Origin of the sequence: Lentibacillus kimchii (assembly GCF_042666895.1) — a bacterium.
Classification (GTDB): domain Bacteria; phylum Bacillota; class Bacilli; order Bacillales; family Amphibacillaceae; genus Lentibacillus; species Lentibacillus kimchii.
The window spans coordinates 212,737-227,596 of record NZ_JBHTGR010000001.1 but is presented as its reverse complement, the minus strand read 5'-3'; the positions used below and the strand labels follow the sequence as shown (position 1 = coordinate 227,596).

At 43.6% G+C, this 14,860-nt stretch carries 14 protein-coding genes; all 14 read right to left on the bottom strand.

All coding sequences use genetic code 11. The features are described 5' to 3' along the window. Positions 1-9: 9 nt before the first annotated feature. Positions 10-795, bottom strand: a complete 786-nt coding sequence (locus ACFQU8_RS01210) for a DUF3388 domain-containing protein (protein ID WP_382357326.1) — start codon at positions 793-795, stop codon at positions 10-12. 130 nt (positions 796-925) lie between these two features. After that, on the bottom strand, positions 926-1,183 hold the full coding sequence (locus tag ACFQU8_RS01205) for a DUF3243 domain-containing protein (protein WP_382357325.1): 258 nt from the start codon (positions 1,181-1,183) through the stop codon (positions 926-928). Between the two features lie 72 nt (positions 1,184-1,255). Beyond that, entirely contained in the window at positions 1,256-1,978 is a 723-nt protein-coding gene (ymfI, locus tag ACFQU8_RS01200; RefSeq protein WP_382357324.1) for an elongation factor P 5-aminopentanone reductase, read from the bottom strand. 135 nt (positions 1,979-2,113) lie between these two features. Beyond that, on the bottom strand, positions 2,114-3,073 hold the full coding sequence (locus ACFQU8_RS01195; protein WP_382357323.1) for an ABC transporter permease: 960 nt from the start codon (positions 3,071-3,073) through the stop codon (positions 2,114-2,116). After that, complete coding sequence (locus ACFQU8_RS01190; protein WP_382357322.1) at positions 3,074-4,120, bottom strand: ABC transporter permease; 1,047 nt, start codon at positions 4,118-4,120, stop codon at positions 3,074-3,076. Then, on the bottom strand, positions 4,117-5,646 hold the full coding sequence (locus tag ACFQU8_RS01185; protein ID WP_382357321.1) for an ABC transporter ATP-binding protein: 1,530 nt from the start codon (positions 5,644-5,646) through the stop codon (positions 4,117-4,119). The genes ACFQU8_RS01190 and ACFQU8_RS01185 overlap by 4 nt, the downstream gene beginning before the upstream one ends. Positions 5,647-5,969: 323 nt before the next feature. After that, positions 5,970-7,088 (bottom strand): BMP family lipoprotein, encoded by a 1,119-nt coding sequence (locus ACFQU8_RS01180; RefSeq protein ID WP_382357320.1) that lies wholly within the window; start codon positions 7,086-7,088, stop codon positions 5,970-5,972. A 98-nt stretch (positions 7,089-7,186) separates the two neighbouring features. Further along, positions 7,187-7,912 carry a GntR family transcriptional regulator gene (locus ACFQU8_RS01175; protein WP_382357319.1) on the bottom strand — a complete coding sequence of 242 codons (726 nt, stop codon included), beginning with the start codon at positions 7,910-7,912 and terminating at the stop codon, positions 7,187-7,189. A 207-nt stretch (positions 7,913-8,119) separates the two neighbouring features. After that, positions 8,120-10,417: a DNA translocase FtsK gene (locus ACFQU8_RS01170; RefSeq protein WP_449280295.1), complete on the bottom strand. Its 2,298-nt coding sequence runs from the start codon at positions 10,415-10,417 to the stop codon at positions 8,120-8,122. Positions 10,418-10,552: 135 nt separating this feature from the next. Then, positions 10,553-10,756, bottom strand: a complete 204-nt coding sequence (locus tag ACFQU8_RS01165) for a YlzJ-like family protein (RefSeq protein WP_382357318.1) — start codon at positions 10,754-10,756, stop codon at positions 10,553-10,555. A gap of 7 nt (positions 10,757-10,763) precedes the next feature. After that, complete coding sequence (locus ACFQU8_RS01160) at positions 10,764-11,495, bottom strand: ClpP family protease (protein ID WP_382357317.1); 732 nt, start codon at positions 11,493-11,495, stop codon at positions 10,764-10,766. A gap of 117 nt (positions 11,496-11,612) precedes the next feature. Further along, a complete protein-coding gene (gene dapA, locus ACFQU8_RS01155; RefSeq protein ID WP_382357369.1) occupies positions 11,613-12,482 on the bottom strand; it encodes a 4-hydroxy-tetrahydrodipicolinate synthase in 870 nt (289 codons plus the stop codon). Between the two features lie 63 nt (positions 12,483-12,545). Next, positions 12,546-13,778, bottom strand: coding sequence for an aspartate kinase (gene dapG, locus ACFQU8_RS01150; protein ID WP_382357316.1), 1,233 nt, complete (start codon positions 13,776-13,778; stop codon positions 12,546-12,548). A 13-nt stretch (positions 13,779-13,791) separates the two neighbouring features. Further along, the gene (gene asd, locus ACFQU8_RS01145) at positions 13,792-14,838 is read right to left on the bottom strand and encodes an aspartate-semialdehyde dehydrogenase (RefSeq protein ID WP_382357315.1); all 1,047 of its coding nucleotides are present in this window, start codon (positions 14,836-14,838) and stop codon (positions 13,792-13,794) included. Between the last annotated feature and the right edge of the window lie 22 nt (positions 14,839-14,860).

The window sequence follows — 14,860 nt, the reverse complement described above, 5'->3', positions numbered from 1 at the left end:
CATTAAGAATCAAAACATTGAAAAGCCATCTCCCTGACCAAACATGCTGTCCTCAATTGGTCCATAAGTGATCTCTTCGTTCTCATCACTGCGGAGTTCAATAATATATTCAAAATCCTCCAGTTTGTATTCCGTGAATTGTACGAACATATCCGGATGTTCCACAACCTTGACCGCTGGAAGCTGCATAATTTTCCGGATAAGCTGCCAGTGTGTTTCATTAGCCTGACGTTTGGAAACAATCCCATCAATAATGTAAAGATTGTCACGATTGTACTCACCCTGGATCAGCTCATTCCGGATGGTCTGTTTAAGCAAGGTGCTTGATACGAACAGCCAGCGTTTATTGGCGGACACACTGGCAGCCACAACCGACTCAGTTTTTCCAACACGCGGCATGCCGCGTATTCCAATGAGTTTATGACCGTCCTCTTTAAACAATTCCGCCATAAAATCAACCAGTATTCCGATTTCATTCCGGACAAACCTGACAGTTTTTCGCTCATCCTCATCATTTTGGATATAGCGTCCGTGTCTTACAGCAAGTTTATCACGTAACATCGGTTTACGCATTTTAATAATGTTAATCGTATCCATTGTTTCCATAATGGATGTCATTCTCGTGATCTGTTCCTCATTCCGACACAATAAAAGCATTCCCCGCCTTGATTCGGCTACGCCATTAATGGATACAATATTAATGGAGAGCATACCTAACAGGGAAGAAATGTCACCTAATAATCCCGGGTGATTATTTTGAATTTCATATTCAAGGTACCACTCTGTCTTCTCCATCGTAAACCCCTTTTCATACATACTTAATACTATAATAAAGTATTTGCATAAAGAAGAAAAGATGTTTCTTAATTAAGACAAAAATAAAGAAGCTGCATAGTAATGCAGCTTCTTTATAAAGGCAGGCCGTTTAAGCGTTCCCTTGATTCTGCACGAGTTTAACCATCGCGCTCGCCATTGATTGTCTTTCCTCTTCAGATGCAGCACTCCAAATTTCCTGCAGTACAGCCTCTTCATTATTTTGAGCATTTGTATTAGAAGCCAGGTAATCGCCTACTTCATAAGCCATATTGTCAATCGTTTCCTGGCCCATGCCTTCGGATTGAGCCTGTTCCAGTTTATCAGCCAAAAAAGTTTTCCATGAATCAAAGTTGTCAAGAACTGACATGTCAATATGCCTCCTTCATGTTGGTTCATGACTAGCATTTGATTGATGAGGCTTGTTTATGCAACGGCATTTTCATAAATGCCAGCCGCCGCTGATATTTATGATCTCACCATGAACGTAATCACTTTTTTCCCTCATTAGAAAACGGACCATTTGGGCAACATCATCAGGGGTGCCAGCACGTCTGGCAGGAATATCCTTAATAATTTCCTCCTTTTCCTCAGATAATAAAGAAGCATTCATTTTGGTATCGATAAACCCGGGACTGACAGCGTTAACCGCTATACCAGATGGTGCTGTTTCCTTATCCAGGGCCTTTACAAAGCTGTTTTGCGCCCCTTTAACAGAGGAATAAATGACTTCATCGCCAGCTCCGGCTTCTCCCCATATAGACGTAATCAAAATAATTCTGCCCTGTTTTTGCTGGATCATCGAGGGCAATAAATTTTTCGTAATTATCCATGGCGTCTTCACATGCAGTGTAAGCATAGCGTCCATTAATGTTTCGTCGGTATTCTGAAACAGCCCATAATGTGCTCTCCCTCCAGCAAAAACAACCGCATCAACTGGGAAAACCAGCTGGCGGAGAAGATGGCTGATTCCTTCTGTCTTACTTAAATCAGCTTGTATAGTCAGGAGAACAGCTTCCTCATCCAAGCCCGTTCTGCCTTTATCCAGAAAGTGTTTATTTTGATAATAATGCAGCATCAATTGATGACCTTCCCGGCCAAGCTGCGTGACAACAGCCTGGCCGATATCGCCGCTTGCACCAATAATCAATACGTTTTTCCCCATTAAAATCACCTATTCGTTCACTGTTTTGGCAGCCGTTAAACCTAATCATCGCGTTATACAGCTTAACATAGCCATTACAGGACGTCGCAAATATCGCTTTTGGCATAAGCATTTTCGGCTCAAGTCATTTAAAGCTTATCGTGTGCCTTTAATGTAGGGTTCACCATTAGCCTTAGGTGCTTCAGCCCGGCCGATAAAACCTGCCAGGGCCAGTATTGTCAATACATATGGGGCAATCAGCAGAAACACTTGCGGTATGTCCTCCAAAACCGGAATACCACCACTTATAACACTCAGGCTCTGCGCAAAACCAAAGAATAAAGCAGCGCCCATCGCGCCTAACGGATGCCATTTTCCGAAAATAACAGCAGCCAATGACATAAATCCCTGCCCGACAATCGTCGCATGGGAAAAGTTTAAAGCTATGGTTAAAGCAAAGACTGATCCGCCCAGACCGCCAAGGACACCGGACAAAATAACAGCTGTATAACGCATTTTGTAAACGCTGATGCCATTTGTATCAGCTGCCATCGGATGCTCCCCAACTGAACGAAGCCGCAGCCCAAACGATGTTTTATAAAGAATGTACCAGACAATAAATGCTAAAATGATTGCCAAATAGGATGTTAAGTAAATATCCTGAAAGAAGATCTTCCCGATGATTGGAATATCAGCCAAAACTGGGATATCACGGGAAAAAAACTGTTCAGATACCATTTCCGTCTGGCCTTTGCCATACCATTGTTTTGTCAGGAAAACACCCAGACCCAGTGCCAGAAAATTAATGGCAACGCCGCTGACAACCTGATTGGCGCGGAAAGATACGGCAGCCACTGCATGAATCAGGGAAAAAACGCCCCCTATCAACGCGGCAGCGATAATGGAAATCCAGGGTGTCCAGGAACCAAACATATCGGCAAATTTGAGATTAAAAACAACTCCGACAAACGCACCCATCACCATAAGGCCTTCCAGCCCGATATTGATAACACCCGAACGTTCGCTGAATACACCGCCCAAAGCCGTAAAGATCAGAGGGGCTGAAAAGAACAAGGCCGGTGGAATAATTGACTGTAATAAATCGATAAACCCCATTTATTTTTCCTCCTTTTTAAAGCGGCGTATAACCCAGCGAATAATGTAGCTTGAACCAACAAAGAAAATAATCAGAGCGATAATAACGTCAACCAGCTCAGTCGGCACACCTGCTTCAGTGGGCATGTTTAAAGCACCGACCTTAAGTGCCCCAAACAGGATAGCAGCCAGCACCACACCAACAGGTGTATTAGAACCCAAAAGAGCAACGGCAATTCCATCAAATCCCAGATTATTGAACCCTGACTGTACTGACATGTACCCAAATGTTCCCAAGCCTTCCATAGCACCAGCTAAGCCTGCAAAACCACCGGAAATTACCATTGATAATACAAGATTTCGTTTAACGCTCATGCCAGCGTACTTTGAGGCATATTCATTCAGGCCAACTGACTTAAGTTCAAACCCCAGTGAGGTCCGTTCAATGATAAACCACATAATCACAACAGCAAATAAAGCGATGAATATACCATAATGCATACGCGAAAAATACGTTATATTCTGGAACCATTCAGATGCCAGTGAAGCTGTTGAGGCTACATCAGGCGTTTTATCTTCGTTATCTGACAGTACACTCCGGATGATCGCATTAGCCGAATACAAAGCTGTATAATTTAACATAATGGTTATAATAACTTCATGAACACCACGCGCAGCTTTCAAAATACCGGGAATAAATCCCCAAAATGCACCAGCCAGCGCCGCAGCAATGACGGCCAGGGGCAGATGAATGAACATGGGCGCTTCCACTGTTGTACCAATCCATACGGCTGCCAGCCACCCAACTGTCACTTGACCTTCAGCACCAATATTCAATAAACCGGCTCTGAAAGCAAACGCCACAGCCAGCCCCGTTAATATGTAGGGCGTTACCTGACGAACTGTTTCACCAATATAATAAGCATCTCCAAACGCACCATTCCAAAGAGCAACATAGCCTGTTACAGGATTGTAGCCAAATCCAAGCATCAGGAGTGCACCCGCCAATAAACCAATCAGGACAGATATGAGCGGGACCAGAATGTTAAACATTCTATTTGAATTCATGATTGGTCACCTGCCTTGTCCGCATGACTTCCTGCCATCAGCAGGCCTAATTCATTTTCATCCGTTTCCCCGGGGCTAACTTCTGCAATATTCCGGCCGTCAAACATAACAGCAATCCGGTCGCTGATATCCATGATTTCATCCAATTCAAACGAAACAAGCAGCACAGCTTTGCCCTTATCCCGTTCTTTTATTAATCGGTTGTGAATGGATTCAATAGCACCAATATCCAGTCCTCGCGTTGGCTGCGCCGCTATGAGCAAATCCGGTGAACGATCGATTTCTCTCGCAATAATAGCTTTCTGCTGATTACCGCCTGATAAAGCTCTTGCCTTGGTGTAAACGCTGGGCGTCCGAACATCATATTCATCTATAAGTTCTGAAGCTTTTTTATAGATTTCTTTATAATTAAGTGTTTTATATGTGGCATACGGCTTTTGGTAGTACGTTTGCAGCACCATATTTTCACCAATCGTAAAATCCAGAACAAGTCCGTATTTCTGCCGGTCCTGAGGAATATGGCCCACTCCGCTCTCAGTCACTTTACGGGGAGATAAATTGGTGATATTTTTGTTATTCAACGTAACGGTGCCGGATTCGGCTTTATGCAGACCGGTAATCGCTTCGACTAATTCAGATTGGCCATTGCCGTCCACACCAGCGATTCCAACAATCTCACCGGCACGCACTGAAAGATTTAAATCTTTCACCATAGCAACTTTACGATTATCTTTCACCTTTAAATCTTCAACCTTCAGGACAGTTTCTTTTGGCTCAGCCGGTTTTTTATCTGTATGAAAACTAACGTTGCGGCCTACCATAAGTGACGCCAATGCATCCGCAGACGTATCAGCTACATCAACCGTATCGATTCCCTCACCTTTGCGAATCACAGTACAGCGGTCAGCACTGTCCATAATTTCCTTCAGCTTATGTGTGATTAGAATGATCGACTTGCCTTCAGCAATCAAAGAGTTCATAATTTCTTTCAGTTCAGTGATCTCCTGGGGCGTCAGAGCTGCAGTAGGCTCATCAAAAATTAATACCTCCGCACCCCGGTACAATGTTTTAAGAATTTCGACACGCTGCTGCATACCAACGGAAATATCACGGATCTTAGCTGAGGCATCTACACGCAAACCGTAGCGATCCGACAATTCCTGGACGTCTTGTTCAGCTTTTTTTAAATTAACCTTCCCAAATTTAGTCGGTTCATTTCCCAGAATAATATTTTGTGTAACCGTAAAAGGTTCTACAAGCATAAAATGCTGATGCACCATACCAATGCCCAGTTCATTCGCAACGTTCGGGTCTGTAATATTAACAGGTTCGCCATTGACGCGAATTTCTCCTTTTTCCGGCTGATAAAGTCCGAATAATACATTCATCAGCGTCGATTTGCCAGCACCATTCTCACCTAACAAAGCATGAATTTCCCCTTTTTTCAGCCGGAGGGTAACACGATCATTGGCAACAACTCCAGGAAATTCCTTGCGAATATCGATCATTTCGACGACATAATCCACGTTTATCACTCCTAAAATCAACGATCACGTAGCTGCATTCAAAATTGCCAAAAGAAAATGTCTTTCCAGCATCTTTTCATTTGGCAATTTCAGCTATGACGTTGTGCCGCTCTATGGAAAAGAGGCTGGGACATATTTATATAACAGAAAACCGATCAGCCACTAAAACGCCAGTGTCATGAGCGCCGAAAATAGACACCGTTTTCCGCGGACGAGATGAGTCTTTGTTCCCGCAGAGTCTGCATATATTTCCTGTGCGCTTTTTTGATATCACACGTGTTAGAGTTAATAAATTCGTTATTCCCAGCCTCTTTCAATCTGTTCTACAGTGAATCCAGATAATCATCCAGTTCATCATGTGTTTGCGGAACATCAACGTCACCGTCAATGATTTTTTGTTTCCAATCCGCTGCGGCTTCTGCAATCTCATCTGTATAAGCTTCATCATTTGTATCCACTAAACCAACACCGTTATCTTCAACACCGAATTCTAAAACGTCGCCGCCAGGGAAGTCATCATCCATGGCCATGTTGCTAACCTGCTGAACAGCGTTATCAACGCGCTTAACCATAGATGTTAAGGTGACATTTTGATCGCCAATCTGGCCTTCATCGTACTGGTCACGGTCGACTCCGATGACCCAGATATCACGATCCGGATCACTGTTTTTAATATCTTTCGCTTGTGCAAACACCCCATTGCCTGTTGCGCCTGACGAATGATAAATAATATCAATGTCTTCATTATACATACTGGAAGCAATCAGTTTTCCGTCATCTGGCGCATCAAAGGCACCTGCATATTGAACATCCACTTCAATATCAGAATCAACTGTTTTAACACCTGCTACAAAGCCTGCCTCAAATTTATTAATCAGATCGGAATCCGTACCGCCAATAAAGCCAACTTTACCGGTATTGGTTTTATTGGCTGCGGCGACACCTGCAAGAAAGGAACCTTCATGGTCAGCAAATGTGATACTGGCAACGTTATCGCCTTCAACTACTGAGTCAACAATTGCAAAGTTTGTATCGGGATATTGATCAGCAACATCGCTGATGGCATCTTCCAGTTTGTAACCGATACCAAAAACCATATTATAATCTTCACGAACCATCCGGTTTAAGTTTGGTTCGTAGTCGGAATCATTATTTGACTGGGCATAATCAAATCCTTCACCTTTTTCCAGGTCATGCTCTTTTCCCCATTCCTGCAAGCCTTCCCACGCAGATTGGTTGAACGATTTGTCATCAACACCCCCAACATCTGTTACCAGACCGGATGAAAAGTCGGCTGTTTCACCTTTAGCTGTTTCACTTTTTTCGGCATCTCCATTATCGGAACTGGAGTCCTCATCGGCAGAATCTCCCCCGCCACAAGCTGCAAGTACAACCCCAAAAGTCAGCAGCACCAGCAGCATAAGTGATTTTCGGTTAGTCAATTCAATTCCCCCTTATTATTTAATAATACTAATATTGGCAAAACTAAAACGCAATTGGTCAGGCTATCACCTCCTCCTAAAAGGGTCTATGAAACCCTTTACATTAGCTTCCTTACAACATGAAAACTGAACATATCAGGCTGAAAGAAATTGGCCGAATACAGAACCGGCTCATCATTGGCTGTATAATGCATTTGCTTCAACAGCAACAGCGATTGGTCAGGATGACATCGCAATATATCATGAATGCGTTCATGATAACTGACAGGTTCTATATACGTTACAGCATAAGCAACATGTTTACCGGAATAGGCCTCCATTAGTTTAAAAATTGAATCTGACTCGTTAACATGATCCAGCGGAATGAGTCCTTCGGGCAATTTATCGATACAAAACACAACTGGCTGATCATCTGCTGTCCGGACACGTTCAACTTTTGCCAGGGTTTGAATGTCTTTTGGTGAAAATTTAAGCTGCTCTTCCCTGGTCGGTTCCTGGAACTCTGTTGATAAAAATTGTGAACCCGGAACCTTGCCTGATTGCTCTATCATGTGTGTCACACTATACAATTGCTCGATGCCAGAGGAGAAAATGGGCTTAGGATTGACAAACGTTCCAACACCATGACGGCGTGTTAAAATAGTTTCCTCTTCCAGGATGCGTAATGCCTCTCTGAGTGTTGCACGTGAGACACCAAGATCATTTGCCAGTTCAAATTCAGAAGGGAGTTTTTGTTTTGCATGATATTTACCGTTTTCGATATCATGTTTAATCTGATCAATTACTTGTAAGTATAGATGCCGTGAATCATATTTCAGCGACACAGTATCCCTTCCTATCTTTTAAAATATAAGAGCAGTTCGAGAAATCTGACATCTGACGTAAGACTCTCAAATTTGCCATAATTGTAACATGCCCTACATCATAAATAAACACATTTATAGAATGATTTTCTAAAATTTTAAATTTGATAAAAAATACCAAATAGCAGCATCTCTAAATCATGTCTAGATACCGCCATTTGGTAAGACCTAAGACGATTTTTCCTCCTGAGATTGGGTAGCCAGTACTTTTCGTGGTTTGCTTCCTTCATAAGGTCCGACGACCCCATGATCTTCCATCGCATCAATTAAACGCGCTGCTCGATTATAGCCGATCCGGAACCGCCTTTGCAGCATCGAAACACTGGCACTCTGCATTTCTATAATAAGCTGCACCGCGTCATCATACAGGTCATCATCCACATCGGATACTGTTTCACTTGGCTCCTCCGGCATCATGTCATCCTGGTAGGAGGCCTTTTGCTGATCAATACAGTAATCAACGATCCGTTCAACTTCTTCATCTGACAGGAATGCTCCCTGTACCCTGATTGGTTTTGACGAACCAACCGGCATGAACAGCATATCACCGCGGCCCAGTAATTTTTCAGCACCACCAGCATCAAGGATCGTCCGCGAATCTGTTGCTGAGGAAACACTAAAGGCAATACGAGACGGGATATTGGCTTTAATGACACCTGTGATAACATCCACTGATGGCCGTTGTGTCGCCAGAATAAGATGGATACCAGCTGCGCGGGCCATTTGTGCCAGTCTCGTAATCGCTTCTTCTACTTCATTAGAGGCAACCATCATTAAATCGGCCAGTTCATCCACCAGAACCACAATATATGGGAGATTGGGCTGCCGGTCCTCGTCTGCAGCTGTCTCATTGAATTTACGGATGTAGTCATTATACCCCTCGATATTACGTGTCCCTGATTCTGAAAAAAGTTCATATCGCCTGTCCATTTCAGTTACAACTTTTTGCAGCGCATTGGAAGCTTTTTTCGGATCAGTCACAACAGGCGTCAATAGATGAGGAATACCATTATAGACATTCAGTTCCACTTTTTTCGGATCAATCATCATCATTTTAACTTCATGCGGTTTAGCCCGCATCAGAATCGTTGTAATAATCCCGTTCACACAAACACTTTTTCCGCTTCCTGTTGCACCAGCAATCAGCATATGCGGCATTTTGCTTAATTCTGAAATAATGGCCTCACCGGAAATATCCCGTCCAAGCCCGAATAATAGTTTGGAAGATTGATTTTGTGCTGTTGTGTCCAGCACTTCCCGCAGTGACACCTTCGCAACGTCCTGATTGGGCACCTCAATTCCGACAGCTGATTTCCCGGGAATGGGTGCTTCAATCCGAATATCTCTCGCTGCCAGTGCCAATGCCAGGTCATCATGCAAATTGACAATCTTGCTCACCTTGACACCAGCTTCAGGCGAAATCTCATACTTGGTAACTGCAGGACCAACATGAACTTTTGTCACTTTTGCCTTAACATTAAAGCTCTGAAATGTCTGCTCAAGTTTTCGGACAGTTGCCTGAATTTGCGACTTTTCCTGCTGCTGGGAATTTTGAACAGGCTCAGCAAGCAGATTGACGGACGGTAATTCATATTCCCGGTTTTCTGTTTCTGTCATGGCAGATAAGCTTTCCGGTTCCATTGTTATGTCGTCCCCATCATTCGTTTCTGCACCAGATGGGTCTTCGCCAGGTGGGTCTTCATTTTCAGCGATCTCCTGTGCATTATATGAATAAGCAAAGTCTGTGAAATCCTGAATAACTGGCTCGTCCTGATCAGGTTTCTGATCAGATACCACCTGCTGGTCAGAAACATCTTCATTATCTGGACGATTACGAGACGAACGAACTGCTGACATACGACTTCTGATACTGCGAACCATGTTGGACAAACGTTTTTGCCATGCCGCAAAAAAGCTTCCCAATGAAAACTCAGTCATGACTATAATTCCGATTAAAATCGAAAAGACGGCGACAATTTTAGCGCCAGCCGAGGAAAACAAAAAATAACAGAACGTGAAAAGAACGCCTCCGATCATCCCCCCGCCGGTTTGTAATGCCCCGATTTCACCATTTGCATAGGCAAAGAAATGATCCCACGTAGCCCGCAGAATAGACGACTCGTCCGAGGAGACAAGCCAGCTCTCATACGTCTGAATATGTGTCAGAAGTAAGAGACCACCAAAAATGATATAAAAACCAATCATTTTTTTATGGCTAAAGTCAGGGTAGCGACGTTTTACCATCAAAAGAACACCGGTCACAAGCAGCAACAAGGATGCTACAAAATACCAGATTCCTAGAAAAAAACGAAAAATATGTTCAAGACCGCCCGGTATAGCCCCATCACTTATCGCACTGGCGCCACTGCCAAAAATCGCTAAAAATATAAACAATAGTCCAAGTAATTCCGATTTTACCTGCTTGTTCAATTGACGCTTCTTTTTCTTGCGTTTTTTCTTTGCCACAATCATCACCTCACTTACGATCGCGAGTGCTTTATAAACATGTCCTAATGGAATAATCAACCCCTGCCGGCTTGCAGGCAAGGGTCGAATGACAATTAGTTCCATTATAGCACAGAATGCAATCATTCGTGCTGTTCAGCGCAGCATTGTACCAGGCAGATAGTCCGAATTCATAAAATCCTGTGGATCACTGGACAGTAATTGCAGTACTTGATAGCTGCCATCGTCCATCTTTTCAACGTATAGTTGTTTCCCTTTATACGACACACACAGACGTTTTTCGAACGCTTCACTCGAATCTGGAAAAATATCGGTTGTTGCTAAAGGCGTGTGTAACATGGGGGATTCACTCGCTTTCTGATGTTTTTTTATCCTTAATCATTTCGTTTAGTTTGACCGTAGCTTGACCGACACCGCCAATACCGTCGATTAACCCGTATTCGACTGCATCAGTCCCCACAACATTCGTTCCAATATCCCTGGTCAGATTGCCGCGTGCAAACATGAGCTCGTTAAACTTATCTTCCTCGATATTCGAGTGCTGAACGACGAAATTAACGACACGCTCCTGCATTTTATCGATATACTCAAATGTTTGCGGCACACCAATAACTTGGCCATTCAGCCGAATCGGATGAACAGTCATCGTGGCTGTTGGTACTACATAGGAGTAATCAGCCGCGACAGCAATGGGAACACCGATAGAATGACCGCCTCCCAGTACAATCGACACAACCGGTTTCGAAACAGAAGCAATCATTTCTGATAGTGCGAGACCTGCCTCAACATCACCGCCGATTGTATTCAGCAAGACAATCAGCCCTTCAATTTCAGGATTTTGTTCCACAGAAATAAGCTGAGGCAGCATGTGTTCATATTTCGTTGTTTTATTTTGGGCCGGAAGTTGCATATGTCCTTCAATCTGGCCAATGATTGAGATGACATGGATATTGGAATCCGGCGCCTGAGCAACGTTGGATTGACCTAATTGCTGGATTTTCTGCACCAAAGATGAATCATTATTTTGCTCATCCTGTGATTGATTCTGATCATCTTGCTTGGATGATTCTTTGTCCATTATAACCAACTCCTTTTGCATACTTAACTAGTTACACGTCTCTATGCGGTAGTATGGGACTAATGGATGTCAACCATGCAGGCAAAATAAAAAATATCGGTACAAAGACCGATATTTTTAACTTTCAATTAATGTTTTTAAATGGGTTCTTTCCGTATCAGTCAAAGGAATTAATGGCAGTCTTACACCGCCCGTTTCCACACCTTTCATGGTCAGAGCTGTTTTCACCGGAACAGGTGAAGGCTGAGCGAACAGCCCTTTCATGACCGGGAGCAATTGACGATGAATGCGGGAAGCTTCTCTCACATTGCCTGCCTTATGGGCGTAAACCATTTGCTGAAGATCATTCCCAGCAATATGGGATACGACCGATATGACACCATCTGCACCAACTGAGAGCATAGGCAGTGTCATACTGTCTTCTCCGCTGTAAACACTGAACTCATCAGGTGTTTGGTCAATAACAGCAGACACCTGGTCCAAATTACCGCTTGCATCTTTAACAGCCGTTATGTTGGCAATCGTGCTGAGACGCGTAATCGTATCAGCCGTCATGTTAACAGCCGTACGCCCTGGCACATTGTAGAGTATAACCGGCAATGATGTTTCCTGAGCGATGGCTGAGAAATGCTGGAAAAGTCCTTCCTGATTGGGCTTATTATAATAGGGTGCCACCAGCATAACGCCATCAACACCCACTTCTTCAGCTGATTTGGTCAGTGTCACCGAGGCATGGGTATCGTTGCTGCCAGTTCCTGCAATCACAGGAACCCGGTGATTGACGACTTCAACGGTATGCTTGAATAAAGCAACTTTCTCATCTGCCGAAAGCGTTGGTGATTCGCCGGTTGTTCCTCCAATCACCAAACCTTCACTGCCATTATTTAGCAAATACTCAATTAAAGCAGTTGCCTTGTCAAAATCAATTTGATTATCCGTATCAAATGGGGTTACCATCGCTGTTAAAATTCTACCAAAGTCCATGATCGAACACCTTTCTTCATCAAAAAATGTTTAGAAAGAGCTATTACTGTACTTGCTGTATACCATTTATACAAGATTTTTTTCCAGGGTGTTCAAGGCAAAAACATCGTGCAGTGCATTCACAGCCGTCTTCAGATCCTGTTGATGAATAAGCACCCATATGGTTGTATGACTGTCAGCAGACTGCAAAATCTGCACACCTGCATCTGTCAACGACTGTACGATTTTGGCGGCAACACCTGGTTCGCCGGTCATTCCTGCTCCAACCGCAGACACTTTCGCACAGTCTTCGGTTATTTCTGGATAAAAACCCAGCGTCTTTAAAATGCTGACCGCTTTTTCGGTATGGGTATCCGGTACTGTATAAACAACACCGGTCGGTGAAATATTGATAAAGTCAACTGAAATACCTGCTTCAGCCATCGCTTTAAAAATGTCAGACTGCATTGCATTAGAATCTTTTTTCGTCTGAACGCTGATTTGGGTTATGGAAGACATATGGGCTATGCCGGTAATTAGCCTGTCAGGGATATCTGTTCCCAATTCCTGCGAACTGGATGCGGTGATTAATGTTCCTTCATCCTCAGCGTAGGCCGAGCGCACACGCATTGGGATTTTAGCTTGCATCGCAATTTCGACAGCTCTTGGATGGATGACTTTAGCACCCTGATAAGCAAGGTTACAAATTTCCGTATAAGTGACGATATCCAGTGATCTGGCTGAAGCCACCATGTTCGGATCAGCGGTCATAACACCATTCACATCTGTGAAAATTTCGATGCGCTCAGCATTCAGACCCGCGCCAATGGCAGCAGCTGTGGTATCGCTGCCGCCTCTGCCAATCGTAGTGGTATCACCAGCGGGGGTCTGACCCTGGAAACCGGCTACCACAACAACATCATGATTATGAAATTCATCATACACACGATCAGGTTTAACTTCCCTGATTTTGGCTTCGTTAAATTCGTCATTGGTCAAAAAGCCTGCCTGTGATCCTGTTAGAGCTGTAGCATTGATATGGTTTTTCTGCAGTTCATTTGATAAGACAACTGATGCAATTGTTTCGCCGCATGACATAAGCAAATCAAGTTCCCGATTGCTGTTATAGCTTTTCGGAAAATCAACCAGATCAAGCAATGAATCCGTTGCATATGGTGCAGGCTTTCGCCCCAATGCAGATACCACAACAACGACTTTATAATTGTTCATAAGCGCATTTTTAATATGCTGAATAGCATGCATTCGATTATCTTCTGACTGAACAGAAGTCCCACCGAATTTTTGAACTAATATCTGCATTGTTCCACCTCTTCTAAAACCAGTTATGATTGTTTAAATGTTCCGCAATTTGAATCGTATTCAATGCTGCGCCCTTGATCAGATTATCAGACACGACCCATAAATGGAAGCCGTTAGCCTCATCCAGATCTTTGCGGACACGCCCAACAAAAACGTCTTCTTTATCAGATGAACTGAGCGGCATTGGATATGTTTGTGTATCAGGATTATCCTGGAGCACAATTCCTTCCGTTTTTTCCAGGACATCCCATATATCGCTTACCGTCACGTCCTGCTGATCAACATTAAGATAGACGCTTTCAGCATGTGATGTAAAAATTGGCAGTCTGACACAGGTTGCCGCTATGGCCAGATCGTCATGATGGAGAATTTTTTTCGTTTCGTTAATCATTTTCATTTCCTCAAAGGTGTAGCCATTTTCTTGAAACGTATCAATTTGCGGCAATGCATTAAATGCTACGGGATAATGGCTGGATTCGTCTTTAACCGGCAATTGTGCCGCGGTCATCTCCTCACCATTCAAAAACTGCCTTGTCTGGTTCTCAAGTTCATCATTCGCTGCATTGCCTGCTCCTGATACAGCTTGATACGTCGACACAATCACACGTGACAGACCAAATGCATCCTGTACTGGCTTTAATGCAGCAGCCATTTGAATGGTTGAACAATTTGGATTGGCAATGATGCCCTGGTGTAATCGGATATCGGCTTCATTAATCTCCGGCACTACTAATGGTACGTTCTGGTCCATTCTGTAGGCACTTGTATTATCAATGACAACCGTGCCATGTTTCACTGCCTCTGGCGCCAATTTTTTCGAAACGGAGCCGCCCGCAGAAAACAAAGCGATATCCACATTCCGGAAACTTTCCGGCTGTGCCTCCTCCACAGTTAATTCCTGATTGCGAAAGGACACTTTTTTACCAGCCGAACGTTTAGAGGACAGCAATTTCAGTTCATTAATTGGAAAATCTCTGTTTTCAAGTAATTGAATAATTTTTTCACCAACAGCACCGGTAGCTCCAACAACTGCCAGATTCACTGGTTTCGTTTCAGCCATGCTATAAGACACCTCACTAAAA